This window comes from Ruegeria sp. YTSA108, from assembly GCF_059610185.1.
Window position 1 is genome coordinate 279,471 of the sequence record NZ_JBXWND010000001.1, and the last position, 14,480, is coordinate 293,950.

The following is a 14,480-nucleotide window of genomic DNA, read 5'->3' on the forward strand; positions in this document are numbered from 1 at the left end:
ATACCCTATTGAGTAAAAAGAGAAAGTCAGATCAAAAGAGCGTCAGATCGCGGCTTTGAGTGCAACCCCCAGCTTATCAACCAATTCCTCAATCTGTGCGTCTTCGATAATGAAAGGCGGTGCCAACAGAATATGGTCGCCACTTCGACCATCGCGCGTGCCAGACATGGGGTAACAGATCAGACCAGCGTTCAATGCCGCCTTCTTGATCTTGCCCGCGAGACCAAGTGCGGGATCAAACGGTGTTTTTCCGGCCCGATCCGAGACCAGCTCGATACCGCGGAACAGCCCGCGGCCCCGAATATCGCCGACATTAGGGTGCTCGCTGAACGCAGTTTCCAGCGCAGATTGCAGTCTCTGTCCCATAAACTCGGCGCGCTGGGGCAGTTGTTGGCTCGTCAATTCCTTCAGCACCGCCAATGCCGCTGCAGTTGCCACCGGATGGCCGACATAGGTATGCCCGTGCTGGAAAAACCCTGACCCATTTTGGATTGCCTTATATATCCGGCTCGTACACAACATTGCGCCTATGGGTTGATAACCCGCCCCCAAACCCTTGGCGATGCACAGAATATCCGGGGCAATTCCATCGTGATCGCAGGCAAACAAATGCCCGGTGCGCCCCATTCCGCACATGACCTCATCCAGGATCAGCAAAACGCCATATTGATCACAGATTTCACGTATGCGCCTAAAATACCCTTCGACCGCCGGGACCGCCCCCAGCGTTGCCCCCACGACTGGCTCGGCCATAAACGCCATGACGGTTTCAGGGCCAAGACGCAAAATTTCGGCCTCCAACTCATCGGCCACCCGTTGACCATAGGCGTGGCTGCTCTCACCATCTTGCTTTTCGGCATATTCGTAGCAGGGCGCGATATGGGTCATTTCGATCAGCATCGGTGCGAATTGCGCACGGCGCCAGGCATTTCCCCCCGCTGACAAGGCCCCCAAAGTGTTTCCATGATAGCTTTGGCGGCGCGCGATGACGTGGCGGCGCTCGGGCTGACCGATCTCAAGAAAAAACTGCCGCGCCAGTTTGATGGCGGCCTCTGTTGCTTCGGACCCTCCGGATACGAAATAAACGCGATCCAAATCCCCGGGCGCATGATCAATCAGAAGGTCCGCAAGGGCTTCGGCAGGTTCGGACGTCATAAACCCGGTATGCGCAAAGGCGATCTTTTCAACCTGGCTTTGAACCGCCTCGATCACCGCCCGGTTTGAGTGGCCAAGACAGGACACAGCAGCATCACCGCAATCCAGATACCGCTTACCGTCAGCATCGATCAGATAGCAGCCTTCGCCGCCAACCGCGACCGGCAGCTGAGATTTCGTATGGCGTGGGAAAACGTGGCTCATGATCTATCCTCTTTCAATCTGGCAACAAGGGCCGCGACTGAGGCGGCGTTATTGTCCCAAGTGTCTCCGTTCCGATCTGCGATGCTGTTTTCAAATCCGACCCGGACATCACCGCCCAAGGACGCCGCATGTACCAGACAGTCATGCTCTTGTTTTCCAAAGGCACAGATCATCCAGGGCGAATCCCCGTCCGGAAACGCATCCAGATCCGAGGGCTTTGATTCCTGATCAGTCCGATAGCGCCCCAGAACAAGCAAACGGTCGGATTGCTGTTCGCGCACAACACCACGCTTTTGCCACCGTGTTAATAGGGCCGCATCTTCAGCGTCGTAAAGAATATGCTGAACCCGCGTCCCCTGATCCGCGCAAAGACCATAGATCCGGTCAGCCAGATCGTTATCGCGCGCGATTTCGCGGACCGAGATCGACGCCCAAGCCGGTCTAACCTTCCTCAGACATTCGAACTGGCTGCTTACATCAAAAATCCCTGCCGCCTCGGTTGTGATCTGGATGTCCAGGGCCGGAACCCACCGCCGAAGTTCGGCAAGTGTTTCCAGATACTGTCCCGCGTCCAAAGAGTGACGACCTTCTGTGTCCCGAATGTGCAGATGAAGACCGGCCGCACCGGCCTCATGGCATGCTCTGGCCGCTTCAAGAATTTGCACGGTTGTGACAGGCAGGGCTGAGTGATCTGCCGCACCTCGGCGCGCACCATTGGGCGCCGCCAGAATGTAGGGTTCGGATTTCGACCGATGCTGTGACATTCCCTGCCCCCGTTTACCTGTTGCCGCATCTATGCAAGCGGCCTATGTTTTACACCTCCTTCTTTCATAACATATGTTTTTTCATGACAGAGACCCAACGCCAGCTGACAGATAACCTGAGGAAAAACATCGACCAGATGCCGCCCAGACTTCAGGCGGCAGCCAAATACATCATTGATCACCCCGCGGATTTTGGCCTCGACCCGATACGGGTAACTGCCGAGAAGATCGGTGTCAGTGCAAATGTCCTTGTCCGATTGGCCCAGCATATGGGTTTTGGCGGGTTTCAAGCCTTTCGCGCACCGTTCCGGCAAAACCTGGCGACGGATACCGAAGAATTCCTTGGCGCGTCCTGGCAAACCCACATGCAAGCGGACGGCGCCCATGGTCAGCTTCAAGCCAGACTTGCCCGCAACGAACAGAATGTCGTCGTCAGGTCCCTGCGATTGATGAGGCCCGAGACAGCGCATCTAGCCGTTGACCATATCTTCAGGTCCCGCCGTTGCTTCGTGACCGCCACCCGCGCCAGTTACGCGCTGGCCTATTACTTTTCCTATACCGGGCGCATGGCGCACCCCGGTATTCAACTAATACCGCGCCACATCGGCTCGGCCACGGATGATCTGCTGGATGCCGATGACAAGGACTGTCTGCTGGCAATCACGGTCAGCCCCTATTCTGCGGAGACGATTAAATCCATAAGGTTCGCCCGGGAAAAGGGGCTTCGGGTCATCCTGATCTCGGACAGCGAAGTCATTGCGCCGGGTGTCGAGCCGGATGTCGCCTTTAACGTCAGCACAAGGTCACAACATCACACCTCGAGCTTTACCGGTGTCATGGCTGTGTTGGAATGTCTCATCGGCCATTTATTTGACGCCGGTGGTAAAACAGCAGCGCACCGCGTTGAGGCCTATCAAAAGGCGCGCGAAGATACCGGAGCCTATTGGCAGCCAAACAAGCTTCCGAAAATTCGCCGAAAATAGAAAAAGCCCCGAGGGACACACCCCGAGGCTTTGCGACTAAAAGCCGATTTACTTACATGCAGGCCAGCACAGCCCGCTTGGTCATCACACTGACCAGATGCGCGCGATACGCTTTGCTGCCATGAAGATCGCCGATCATGTTGGCCGGGTTGATGTTCAGCCCCATCAACGCGTCCGGTCGGAATTCAGTATTCAGCGCCTGTTCTGCTTCGGACCAGCGGAACACCCCATCCTCGCTGGCGCCCGTGACCGCCACACGCACACCGTCGGCGAACCGGGCCAGATAGACACCCACCAACGCAAAGCGCGAGGCTGGCTGCAAGAACTTCTGATAGCTCGCGGCCTGTGGCACCGGAAAGCGGATGGATGTGATGATCTCACCCTCATCCAGTGCGGTCGAGAACATGCCATCAAAAAACGCATCCGCCGCAATCTGACGGGCGTTGGTCACGATCGTGGCCCCGGATCCGAGCACACCCGCCGGGTAACAGGCCGCCGGATCGTTATTCGCAACCGAGCCGCCAATCGTGCCGCGGTTGCGCACCGCCGGATCACCGATCTGACCGGCCAATGCGGCCAGCGCCGGGTATGATCCCGCCGCCTCTTGCGCAACAACTGCATGCGGCGTTGCGCCACCGATAGAAACCGACCCGTCATCCCCAACACAGACGCCCTGCATTTCGGGAATTCCGCTGAGCGAGACGAGTGCCGATGGCGCAGCCAATCGTTGTTTCAGCGTCGGGATCAGGGTTTGCCCACCACCCAACGCCTGCGCATCCTCAGCCCCTAAAGCGGCAACCGCGTCGGCTATGGTCGAGGGTTTCTCAAATTCGAAATTGTACATTTCGTCTTCCTTTCCGAAAGGCGCTGATCCGCCCTTCATCTGGCTATAAATATCTCGGGGAGCGCGAGGGGTTGACCCCTCGCACCCCAACCTCTCACCCGTGCATCGCGGTCCAGACACGCGATGGACTCACCGGCATATCGATATGATCGATGGCCTTGCCGCCTGAATTCAACGCATCCAGCACCGCGTTGACCACCGCAGGTGGTGAACCGATTGCCCCGGCCTCACCACAACCCTTCACACCCAACGGGTTATGCGTACAGGGCGTCTGGCTGGAATGATCCACCGCATAGAACGGCACATCATCGGCACGCGGCATCGCATAGTCCATGAAGGATGCGCTCAGCAGCTGACCGTTTTCGTCATAGGCACAGTTTTCAAGCAATGCCTGACCGATGCCCTGACCGATGCCGCCATGCACCTGACCATCCACGATCATCGGGTTGACGATATTGCCAAAGTCATCAGCGGCAGTGAAGGCTTCGATGGTGACCCGGCCGGTTTCGGGGTCAACCTCGACCTCACAGGCATAGGCGCCAGCCGGGAAGGTAAAGTTGGCCGGGTCATAAAAGGCGGTCTCCTCCAGCCCGGGCTCGACCTCCAGCGGAAAGTTATGCGGCACATAGGCCGTCAGGGTGACGTCACCCCAGGCCACCGACTTGTCGGTCCCTGCCACACTGAACTGACCGTCCTTCAGCTCGATATCAGCCTCGGACGCCTCCAACAGATGCGCCGCGATCTTCTTGGCCTTGTCGATCACTTTCTCGGTTGCCTTGACCATCGCCGATCCACAGACCGCCAAAGACCGCGAGCCATAGGTGCCCATGCCAAACGGAATCTTCGACGTGTCGCCATGCACGATCTCGATCATCGACTCGTCGATACCGATCATGTCCGCCACAACCTGCGGGAAAGCCGTTTCATGCCCCTGCCCGTGGCTATGGGCACCTACCATGACGCTGATCGAGCCGGTGGCATTCACCCGCACAGTCGCCGCATCATACAGACCCGCACGGGCCCCCAGCATACCAACGATGTTCGACGGCGCGATGCCGCAAGCCTCGATATAACAGTTGACGCCCAGACCCCGCAGCTTGCCCTTGGCCTCGCTTTCAGCGCGACGCGCGGCAAAGCCTGCCAGATCAGCAGCGGCCTCAAGCTTGTCCATCGTCCCATTATAATCGCCTGTGTCATAGGTCAGCGCCACCGGTGTGTCATAGGGGAACTGGGTGATGAAGTTCTGCCGTCGAAGGGCGATCGGATCGACACCCAGTTCACGCGCTGCCTTGTCCACGACCCGCTCCAACTGGAACGTCGCCTCAGGACGGCCCGCGCCGCGATAGGCATCCACCGGGACCGTATTGGTGAACATCGCCTTGACGTTGACCTGAATGACCGGCGTCTTGTAGTTGCCCGCCATCAGCGTCCCGTGCAGCCATGTCGGTACCGAGCTGGAGAAGGTCGACAGATACGCACCCATATTTGCATAGGTGTTGGTGCGCAGACCGATAAAGTTATTCTCTGCATCCAGCGCCAGTTCGATCTGTCCGACATGGTCGCGCCCATGCGCGTCTGACATGAACGCCTCGGACCGGCTTGAGGTCCATTTGACCGGACGGTTACAAGCCTTGGCGGCGAAGGTGCAGAATGCCTCTTCGGCATAGTGGAAGATCTTGGTGCCAAAGCCGCCACCCACATCCGGCGCGACCACGCGAACCTTGTGTTCGGGCAGGCCCAGAACAAAGGCACACATCAACAGGCGGATCACATGCGGGTTCTGCGACGTGGTATAAAGTGTGTATTCTTCGGTGCCGCGGCTGTACTCGCCCACCGCCACACGCGGCTCCATCGGATTGGCAACCAGACGGTTGTTCACCAGATCCAGCGTGGTGATATGGGCCGCATTGGCAAAGACCTCATTGACCTTGGCATCATCGGTTTCGCCCAGCTGCCAATCATAGCAGATGTTGTTTTTCAGATCGTCATGGACCAGCGTCGCGCCTTCTTGCGCGGCGGCCTTCATGTCGATCACAGCGGGCAGTTCCTCGATATCAAGCTCGATCGCCTCAGCCGCGTCGCGGGCCTGTTCCAGGCTATCTGCGACCACAGCAGCAATCGGATCGCCCACATGGCGCACTTTACCCTGTGCCAAAATGGGATGTGGAGGTTCCTGCATCGGTGCGCCGTGCTTGTCGGTCACTTCCCAGCCACAGGGCATGCCGCCCACGCCTTCGAAATCCTTGCCGGTGAACACTTTGACCACGCCCGGCATGGCCTCGGCAGCCGAGGTGTCGATGCTTTTGATCCGGCCATGCGCGATGTCGGACCGCAGAAAATGCACATAGGCCTGGCCATGAACGTTGATATCGTCGGTGTAATTGCCTGCTCCGGTTAAAAAGCGCACGTCCTCGCGCCGTTTGGAACTGGCTCCGATGCCACTGTCTTTGGGCATTGCTTGTTCTCCTCCCTGAAAAAGAATTTTCGTCGAAAATTCTTTACGTCGGTATTACTCGGCAGCGATGCCGCTTACGTCCTGGCCCGATGCGGCCATGATCGCTTTGACAATGTTGTGATAGCCTGTGCAGCGGCACAGGTTGCCTTCCAGATACTTTCGAATCTCGGCTTCGCTCGGGCGCGGGTTCTCTTTCAGCAAGGCGGCGGCGCTCATCACCATGCCCGGCGTACAAAACCCGCATTGCAACCCGTGATGATCCTGAAACGCCTGCTGAATCACGTTCAAAGACCCATCCTCAGCGGCCTGGCCCTCAATCGTGGCGACCTCAGACCCGTCTGCTTCCAGCGCAAGCATGTTGCACGACTTCACCGCCGCGCCATTCACATGAACAACACACGCCCCACATTGCGCAGTGTCACATCCAACATGCGTTCCGGTCAGCGACAGATGATCACGTAAAAATCCAGACAACAACGTCCGACCCTCAACCTCACCGCTAACAGACCTCCCGTTCACGGTCATGGTGACCTGTGTCATAAGTTCCTCCCATGTCATATTTTTCTCTGTCGAGTTAAACACGGGACTTATTGTTTGAGAACAAAAATTTCGCAGGGCGCCGTTTATGACAGATCACAATGCCGAACAATGCGGTCTGATCTGGGCCTTAAATTGATGTCAAACGCCTTACCGCTTGATAGATGCGCGTGGCTGTGGCCGGGTCGGGATTTCCTTGAGCAATCCACCGACCCCCATGCCTGCAATATGCGCCGCTGTCGTTTCAATCCCGCAAGCCACGCGCGACAAAACCCAATCCGCACCGTTCAGTGCAGGAGAGCGCGCACACCCCGGCAAACCGATTACGGGTCTGGCGTCCAGCAGACCGGTGAACAACAGGTTGCCCGGATCTACTGGCATTCCAAACCGATCCACCTGACCGCCTGCAACACGAACAGCCTGCGGCGCAACATCATGCGCATCCGAAGTTGCTGAGCCCGTCAAGATCAGGACAATATCCCCTTTAACACCCGTCAATGCAGCAGACAGCGCCTGAATCTCATGTGGCACCACCCGAATGTCATCCAAACCCATACCCAGGGCTTCGACACGCCCTCGGATTGCGGCAATACCCTTGTCGTTCGAAACACCTCCGGGGATGTCTGTGACGATCAGGCCGGCACTGCGAAACACCGGGCTGGACAGGCGCACCGCCCCTTGTGCCAGCGACGAGGCACGCACCACATCTTCGCCGGGGACGGCATAAGAAATGACTTTGATCGTCGCCACCATCCCGCCTGATCCCATCTGTTGATATTGGGGTACTGTGGCCACGGTAATCATCGGGTTAACCAAGTTGAACGCTTCCAGCGCCTGTACGTCCAGAACAGCGACTCCGGGGCCTCTCGCCAAGAGGTTAACGCGCCCTGTGAACGGCTCGGTGACGCGCAATCCCACGGTTGCCGGGTCCGGGGCCAAAGCCTCTGCCAAACTCCGGGCAGCGTCGTTTTCGTGACAATCACCGGGTTCCAGCTGCGCAACAGTGACCGAGGTCAACCCGGCGGCGGCCATTTCATCCAGATGAGTTTGCGTGAGCAAAAGGCCCTTACGCAGCTTTGTGTCTTGGGCTTTCACTGAATGCGCCAGAATTGCACCAGCGGCCTCGCGCAAAGGAACCGAGCCAAACTTCATGCTTTGCCCCGCAACACCGCAGTCATTTCGGCCAATATGGAAACCGCAATTTCCGCAGGATCGGCGGCACCGATATCCAAGCCTACGGGACCGTGAATCTGTGAAATCTGCCCTTCAGTAAATCCGGCTTCTTTCATCCGGGTGACGCGTTTCGCATGCGTTCGACTAGACCCCAGCGCCCCAATATAGAACACCCCGGCTCTCAGGGCGGCCTCTAACGCGGGATCATCCAGTTTTGGATCATGGGTCAGCAAGACAACAGCCGTTCGCGCATCCATTCCAAGCTTTGCAACGGCCTCATCCGGCCAATCCGTCAGCACGGTTTCCTCAGGGAATCTTGCGGCGGTTGCAAACGCATCTCGCGGATCCACAATCGCAGGGTCGTACCCCGCAATTCGCGCCATCGGGACCAGGGCCTGAGCAATATGAACGGCCCCGACCACTATCAACCGCAAGGGCGGATTGTGGACCGAAACAAATGTCTTCGCATCCTCTTCGAAACCGGACCGGTCCATGCGCATGCGTTCGGGATAACGATCGCGCTGCAACGCACGATGGCCGGATTCGATATTCACTTCATAAGCCACAGGCTCGCGCTGCGCGCGTGCAGCGACCAGATCGCTCAATATGCTTTCAGGAAGGACCGATCCAATAGGTTCGACCAGTACCCGAATTGTTCCGCCACAGGCCAGCCCGACCGCAAAAGCATCTTCGTCACTGACCCCGAATTCAAGTAGGCGCGCTTCACCCTCTTCGATCGCTTCCAACGCCTCGACGACAACCGCACCTTCGACACAGCCACCCGATACCGACCCCTCAAAGCGGCCATCACCTGCTATCACAAGCTGAGCGCCAACACGTCTGGGGGCACTGCCCCAGGTCTGAACAACCGTAGCCAGCGCAACTGGCTTTCCCGTTTCATACCAATCCAGAGCAGTCTCGGGGCTGTTGTCGAATCTGTCCATATCGCCCTCCTGGCGTTTCCCGCACCAACATAGGCAGGTTTGGCAGGATGAAAAGTAAACCATCATGCTAACTCATGGGCCTTGAAAGAAATTCCAAATGCTATGCAAAGCCCCGCGGGTTTCAGCCGAACATCCCAAGCATTGATTGCCAGCCCTCCCGATTCTGACCTAAACGCGGATCATGCGCAGCTGTGACGCAGATAATTTTCAAAAGGAGACAGAGACTTGAAACACATTATTACACTCGGATCGGTATTGGGAATGCTAGCGGCGACAGTGGCCAGCGCAGATACCTTCCTGCGCTATGGCGAAGTGGACGGATGGAAAATCTTCATCGACGAAGACAAGAAATCCTGCCTGATCGAAGCTGTTGATGACGCGGAAAACGTGGTTCAAATGGGTCTGACCGAAGACCGCGGCGTGGGATATGTTGGCGTATTCACCAAAGCTGAAACCAACATCAAGCGTGGCGTAACCGAGGCTGTGGCGATCCTGCTGGGCGAAAACCTGTATCTTGGAGAAGCCACCGGCATGAAGGGCAACATCACCAAAGGCTATTCGGGTGGCTATGTGCTGTCGGATGACCCCAAGTTTGCCGAAGACCTTGCCAAACAGAAAGTTATGGTTGTGTTCCCCGAAAAGGAATTCGCCTTCACCGTTGATCTGACCGGTACGTACAAAGCGATGGAAATGGCGCGTAAGTGCAACGAAGAACAGCTTGGTTGAGACCTACTTCGAAAGCGCGGCCATCAACCGCGCTTTCTCACCCATGTCATCCGGTTTTGAGATGACTTTGGCCAGATCTTCCAGCGACGCAATGGAATGACCGGCCCGAAAGCTGTCAACATGGGGAAGCATCGCCGCCACCCCCTGCGCTTTTGGCGCAAAGCCATCCCATCGCAACAAAGGGTTCAGCCAGATCAAACGGCGGGCTGACAGATGCAGGCGCTGGATTTCTTTTCCAAGCACCTCGGGTTCGCCCCGATCCAGACCATCCGTAATCAACAACACCACCGCACCCTGCCCCAGAACCCGACGCGACCAGTCACGGTTAAAAGCGTGCAGGCATTCCCCGATCCGCGTGCCACCCTCCCAATCTTGCGCCTCGGCCCCCGCCGCCGACAAGGCAGCATCCACATCGCGTTGGCGCAGGTGCCGAGTGATATTCGTCAACCTCGTGCCGAAGGTAAACGCATGAACCTTGGCCCACCCCGCGCCCTTGACGTTTGAAACCGCATGCAGGAAATGCAGGATGATACGAGAGTACTGGCTCATGGATCCTGAGATATCGCAGAGAACGACAAGGTTCGGCCACCGTTGTTTCGGCTTCAAATACGCGATGTCCCGCAGTTCACCACCCTGCCGCATGGATGCGCGCAGCGTGCGGGCGCGGTCGATCCGATGCCCAAGGTGGCTGGCTTGGCCTCGGCGCGACTCGATTGGTTTTACCGGCAATTTCAGCTGTGCCAGAATGCGCTTGGCCAAGGCAATTTCTTCGGTGCTCATTTGCTCAAAGTCTAGATTGCGCAACCGTTCTTCCGAGGACGCGGTCCGCGACGCATCTATCTCCAGCTCAGTTTCTTCCTCGATGTCAGAGCTGTCAGGCAAGTCCCGTTCGACGCCGTCCAGCAGAGCCTCGGCCGCGCGTTTCTCTGCAGCTTCGGCCTTGCGCTCTTCCTGAACGCCGCGGATCGCGGGCAGCATCATGGACATCATGTGTTCCATGTAACGAGGGTCGCGCCAATACATGCGGAAAATCTGCGCAAATACTGCCCGATGCTCGGGTCGGGTCACGAAACAAGCGTGCAACGTCCAGTAAAAGTCGCGCTTCTCCGAGAAGCCCGCAACCTGAACCGCCCGGATCGCATCCACGACCCGACCGGTGCCGATGGGCAACCCGGCCTTGCGCAAAGCCCGCGCGAAATGAGTGATATTCTGCGCCAGTTTTGGGTTGTCGGGGATGTCGAGAGGGAGCTGTTCAGCCATCAGGCAGGTTCCAGCGACGCCTTGGCTTCATCCAGAATGCGTTTCGCCTCGGACCCTTGCAGTTGCTGGATATCGTCCTGATATTTCAGGATTGCTCCCAGCGTGTCGCCGATCACTTCGGGGCTAAGGTTGATGACGTCCAGCGCCAGCAGGCATTTGGCCCAGTCGATCGTCTCGGCCACGCCTGGTTTCTTGAACAGATCCTCTGTGCGCAGGTGTTGGACAAAGGCGACGACCTCTCGGCTTAGCGCCTCGGCGACCTCGGGGGCGCGGGCGTTCAGAATTTCAATTTCACGGTCAAAATCCGGGTAATCGACCCAATGGTACAGGCACCGGCGTTTCAGAGCGTCATGCACCTCTCGCGTTCGGTTCGATGTAACGATGACAATCGGTGGCTCCGGCGCTTTGACAGTTCCCAATTCGGGGATAGTGACCTGAAAATCGCTGAGCGCTTCCAGCAGGAAGGCCTCGAACGGTTCATCCGTGCGGTCAAGTTCATCAATCAACAGGACAGGAGCCCCGTTTTCATCCGGGCGCATGGCCTGCAGCAACGGACGCTCGATCAGGTAGTCGTCAGAAAACAATTCGGTCTGCAACGCCCCCCGGTCGGCGCCGCCCGAGGCTTCGGCGGTTCGGATCGCCACCATTTGCGCCGGGAAATTCCATTCGTAAACCGCCGAGGATGCGTCCAACCCCTCATAACATTGCAGGCGGATCAGACGGCGGTTCAGACCAGCGGCCAGTGCTTTGGCGATTTCGGTTTTTCCAACGCCTGCCTCACCTTCTAGAAATAGTGGGCGGCCCAGTTTAAGCGACAAAAACACCACTGTCGCCAAGGCCCGACCGCAAACGTAACCTTGCGAGCCTAGCATCTGCTGCACGGCATCAATGGAATCTTGCTGCGTCATGGAACCCTCTTTCTTTCGTTGCTTAACAGGTCATGCTAGCGCGGGGGCGTCAAGGCCCCGGCCCCGCCACCCAGACGCCATCGCCGCAAATAGGTGAAGTTTTTGCACCAGATCCTCACGGTTTGGTTGGTCTTTGGCCGAGGCTGTGCTAGCGGGTGCGCATGACTGATACGCTGACCATTCGCCGCCCCGATGACTGGCATCTGCATTTGCGCGATGGCGCCATGTTGCAGGCCGTTCTGCCCGAAACAGCACGCCATTTTGCCCGTGCGATCATAATGCCGAACCTCGTTCCGCCAGTTGTGCGCGGCGATCAGGCCGCCGCATATCGCGACCGCATTCTGGCCGCCCTGCCCGAAGGCATGCCGTTCGAGCCGCTGATGACCTTGTACCTGACCGAAGACACCGACGCCGAGGATGTCGCCGCAGCCCATGCAAGTGGGCTGATCAAGGCCGTAAAGCTGTATCCCGCAGGCGCAACCACCAATTCCGCCTCGGGCGTGCGTGATTTCGACAAGGTCCGCCCGGTGCTTGAGAGAATGGCTGAGATCGGTCTGCCGATGTGTGTCCATGGTGAAGTCACCGATGCCGAGGTCGACATTTTCGACCGTGAAGAGGTTTTCATCGATACGATACTTGATCCACTGCGCCAGGCGACTCCTGGTTTGCGAGTCGTGATGGAACACATCACGACGGCTCAGGGTGCAAATTATGCGCAATCCGGTGGAGATGATCTGGCCGCAACAATCACGGCCCATCACCTGATCATCAACCGCAATCACATCCTGGTGGGCGGGATCAAACCGCATTACTACTGCTTGCCCGTGGCCAAGCGCGAGACCCATCGTCAGGCTTTGATGAGCGCCGCAACTTCTGGGATGTCTTGCTACTTCCTTGGCACCGACAGCGCGCCACACACAGATGCAAACAAGGAAATGGCCTGTGGCTGTGCGGGATGCTTCACCGCTACAAACACAATGTCCCTTGTGGCCGAGATGTTTGACAAAGCCAGTGCGCTGGACAAGCTGGAAGGGTTCACATCATTGAACGGACCTGCGTTTTATGGCCTGCCAGTTAATAAAGAAACCATCACCCTTACCAAGGGCGATCCCGTTGAATATCCCGACAAGATCGAAACTGACGACGGCCCGGTAACAGTATTCGAACCCGGGTTCCCATTGCACTGGCGCGTTGTCTAACGCGCCAGCATTTTCGCCAGATCGCGAGTCCGGCCACCGGTACGCAGCATCGACCAGATCGCGTCTGCGTCCTCGGCACCGATCAGCTTGGCCGCCTTGCTTCTGACCCGGTCTTCCCGGTCGGCCAATGTCATAGGGCCAAGCAAATCGTGGCTGGCCTGTTTTCGTGCCCCATCGCGGCGCAGCAAAGACAGATCCGCTTGAGTTTCAGACAGCGTCTCATCGGCTTCGACTGAAATCCGGTCCCGCAGCGATTGCAGGCGCCTATCCGCACATACCTTATCCGAAAAACTGTCTGGCAAGGCTGTGTCATATCCCAGCGCTTGCATAGCAATTACCGTCCGGTAGGAAAACTTGGCCCCCAACCCGGTGGTCGGAGAGGTTTGATTACACACTGTCATCCAACGTGGGTGGGTCTTGATCCTGATCTCGGCTACTTCGGGCTCTGCAATATCCAGGTCACGTGCGGCCTCTAATGCGGCGTGCAACCCATGACAGCAGGCATGAAACTTATGGCTTACATCTTTGAACAGCCACGTTTCTCCTATTCCATCGAGAGCAGCGGCCTGTTCGAACTGACCCATATGGGTTGCACCAAAACCATAGGGCCCCTCAAGCGCATCCGAGTTGGGATCAAACCCCTTGGATACCAACAGCGCAGCCTCAACCCCTGCAGCGGCAGCTAGCCCGGCATTATAGGGCTTCCCCATCGTGCCGAAATGAGCTTTCAGCCCTGCGGCGCGGGTGGCAGCCAGACCAAGAACCCGGCGCATCTTTTCCGTATCGAACCGCAGCACCCGGCCAGCGGCGACCGCCGCACCAAAGGCACCTGATGTCGCGGTCTGATGGAACCCGCCCTGGTAATGCGCGCGCCCCAGCCAAAGCCCTACGCGGATCGAAACCTCCATCCCGACAAGAGCGGCCTCAAGGACATCGACAAGAATCCGGTCGTCCCAATCACAAAGGGCAAAGGCCGCAGGCATAACTGCGACCGAAGGGTGCCCTATATGCGCAAAATGCGTGTCATCATAATCCAAAGCGTGGGAAATGGTTCCGTTAACCAAACCTGCTGCCCTGACGGGAGCCAGCCCCCCGCCAAACAGATGGGCCTGCGGGTTGCCCCCTTCATCCAGAACCAGTGCGCGCACGGTCTGAGATACGGGTTCGCTAACACCGACGCGGCCAACAACCACCCAATCCAGCGCAGACAGAGAGGTTACGAGACGGGCCTCTGACGAGGTCGCAACAGGCCCCGAGGCAAAATCGGCCAATGCTGTGGTAAAATCAGTCATGTGGCGCAGTCTAGCAAGCGCCGCTTTCGGGTAAAG

General features: G+C 57.8%; 13 protein-coding genes. 3 read left to right on the top strand and 10 right to left on the bottom strand.

The annotated features are described in order from the left end of the window. Positions 1-42: 42 nt before the first annotated feature. Positions 43-1,359, bottom strand: a complete 1,317-nt coding sequence (locus AC2FHW_RS01450) for an aspartate aminotransferase family protein (RefSeq protein ID WP_271946848.1) — start codon at positions 1,357-1,359, stop codon at positions 43-45. Continuing rightward, positions 1,356-2,123, bottom strand: coding sequence for a beta-keto acid cleavage family enzyme (locus AC2FHW_RS01455; protein WP_496821335.1), 768 nt, complete (start codon positions 2,121-2,123; stop codon positions 1,356-1,358). Before AC2FHW_RS01455 ends, AC2FHW_RS01450 begins: the two co-directional genes overlap by 4 nt. Before the next feature lie 83 nt (positions 2,124-2,206). On the opposite strand from AC2FHW_RS01455, the gene AC2FHW_RS01460 reads away from it, so the two are divergent. Beyond that, a complete protein-coding gene (locus AC2FHW_RS01460) occupies positions 2,207-3,106 on the top strand; it encodes a MurR/RpiR family transcriptional regulator (protein ID WP_142634103.1) in 900 nt (299 codons plus the stop codon). Positions 3,107-3,158: 52 nt separating this feature from the next. On the opposite strand, the gene AC2FHW_RS01465 is transcribed toward AC2FHW_RS01460, so the two are convergent. From AC2FHW_RS01465 to AC2FHW_RS01485, 5 genes are all read right to left on the bottom strand, one after another. Beyond that, positions 3,159-3,950: an FAD binding domain-containing protein gene (locus AC2FHW_RS01465; protein WP_142634105.1), complete on the bottom strand. Its 792-nt coding sequence runs from the start codon at positions 3,948-3,950 to the stop codon at positions 3,159-3,161. Positions 3,951-4,044: 94 nt separating this feature from the next. After that, positions 4,045-6,405: a xanthine dehydrogenase family protein molybdopterin-binding subunit gene (locus tag AC2FHW_RS01470; protein ID WP_282021304.1), complete on the bottom strand. Its 2,361-nt coding sequence runs from the start codon at positions 6,403-6,405 to the stop codon at positions 4,045-4,047. Positions 6,406-6,459: 54 nt separating this feature from the next. Continuing rightward, positions 6,460-6,945 (bottom strand): (2Fe-2S)-binding protein, encoded by a 486-nt coding sequence (locus tag AC2FHW_RS01475; RefSeq protein ID WP_142634109.1) that lies wholly within the window; start codon positions 6,943-6,945, stop codon positions 6,460-6,462. Between the two features lie 147 nt (positions 6,946-7,092). After that, positions 7,093-8,094, bottom strand: a complete 1,002-nt coding sequence (locus AC2FHW_RS01480) for a molybdopterin-binding protein (RefSeq protein WP_496821336.1) — start codon at positions 8,092-8,094, stop codon at positions 7,093-7,095. Continuing rightward, positions 8,091-9,059, bottom strand: coding sequence for an XdhC family protein (locus AC2FHW_RS01485; protein WP_496821337.1), 969 nt, complete (start codon positions 9,057-9,059; stop codon positions 8,091-8,093). Before AC2FHW_RS01485 ends, AC2FHW_RS01480 begins: the two co-directional genes overlap by 4 nt. A 225-nt stretch (positions 9,060-9,284) precedes the next feature. Here AC2FHW_RS01485 and AC2FHW_RS01490 point away from each other — a divergent pair, with 225 nt between their 5' ends. Then, the gene (locus AC2FHW_RS01490) at positions 9,285-9,785 is read left to right on the top strand and encodes a hypothetical protein (RefSeq protein ID WP_496821338.1); all 501 of its coding nucleotides are present in this window, start codon (positions 9,285-9,287) and stop codon (positions 9,783-9,785) included. A 3-nt stretch (positions 9,786-9,788) separates the two neighbouring features. Here AC2FHW_RS01490 and AC2FHW_RS01495 read toward each other — a convergent pair whose 3' ends face one another. Next, a complete protein-coding gene (locus AC2FHW_RS01495; RefSeq protein ID WP_142634115.1) occupies positions 9,789-11,045 on the bottom strand; it encodes a vWA domain-containing protein in 1,257 nt (418 codons plus the stop codon). After that, a complete protein-coding gene (locus AC2FHW_RS01500; RefSeq protein WP_142634117.1) occupies positions 11,045-11,953 on the bottom strand; it encodes an AAA family ATPase in 909 nt (302 codons plus the stop codon). The genes AC2FHW_RS01495 and AC2FHW_RS01500 overlap by 1 nt, the downstream gene beginning before the upstream one ends. A gap of 161 nt (positions 11,954-12,114) precedes the next feature. Between AC2FHW_RS01500 and pyrC the strand changes: the two genes are divergently transcribed. Next, positions 12,115-13,152, top strand: coding sequence for a dihydroorotase (gene pyrC / locus AC2FHW_RS01505; protein WP_281994693.1), 1,038 nt, complete (start codon positions 12,115-12,117; stop codon positions 13,150-13,152). Here the strand turns inward: pyrC and AC2FHW_RS01510 are convergent. Continuing rightward, complete coding sequence (locus AC2FHW_RS01510) at positions 13,149-14,444, bottom strand: MmgE/PrpD family protein (RefSeq protein WP_496677752.1); 1,296 nt, start codon at positions 14,442-14,444, stop codon at positions 13,149-13,151. The genes pyrC and AC2FHW_RS01510 overlap by 4 nt on opposite strands. Positions 14,445-14,480 lie beyond the last annotated feature (36 nt).